At 46.6% G+C, this 777-nt stretch carries 1 protein-coding gene; it reads right to left on the bottom strand.

Annotated features, from left to right (window positions below; translation table 11 throughout):
- The coding region (locus tag AC1DFM_RS34660) for a condensation domain-containing protein (RefSeq protein WP_477081363.1) at window positions 1–777 on the bottom strand (777 nt) is incomplete at both ends.

Genomic DNA, 777 nt, shown 5'->3' with positions numbered 1-777 from the left:
GGGCTTGTCAGCCACCAGCTCCAGCACCGGTAGTTCACCGGAAAACTGTTGCTGCCAATAAATTCTAGCGGTATCGTCTGCGTAAGATTGTTGCCATACTRCATAATCCTTGTATTGGATGGGCAATGCCGGCAGCGGACTGTTATCATGATAGAGATGCAGCAGCTCTTTGATCAATACGCCCATTGACCAACCATCGCTGATGATGTGATGCATCACGTAGACAAACACCCATTGCCCTGCTGCTATTTCGTAGAGGGATGCCCGTAGTAAAGGGCCGGTAGACAGATCAAAAGGGGTATAACATACAGACTGGATATCGGCAGATAAGTCCGTGGGTTGTGTGTTGTAGTGGATGCTGAAATCTATATCAGGAAGAATGTATTGTTGTACGCCATACTCTTCATCTTCCTTAAAAATGGTTCTCAGCACTTCATGCCGTTCAATCAACAAATCAAACGCATGTTCCAGTCTGGACACATCTAATGCTCCACGTAATGTATAAACRCCYGGCATGTTATAAGCCACACTACCTTCTTCAAACTGGCTCAATACCCATAAACGACGCTGGGAAGACGATAAAGGATAAGCCGCCTGTTGCGGCGCCCGCGCTATCTGTGCAAAAGCCGTTTTACGTGATTTTGCAATCAGTAACGCCTGCTCTTCTAGTATACTGTTGGRAAAAAGTACTTTTAATGGCAGCTTCACTTCAAATGCCTTGTGGATCAAACTGGCCAGTCTCGTGGCTTTCAGGCTATGGCCTCCCAGCTCAAAGAA

This window comes from Chitinophaga sp. 05T412 (assembly GCF_056396465.1).
This window is presented reverse-complemented; position numbering and strand designations above follow the sequence as displayed.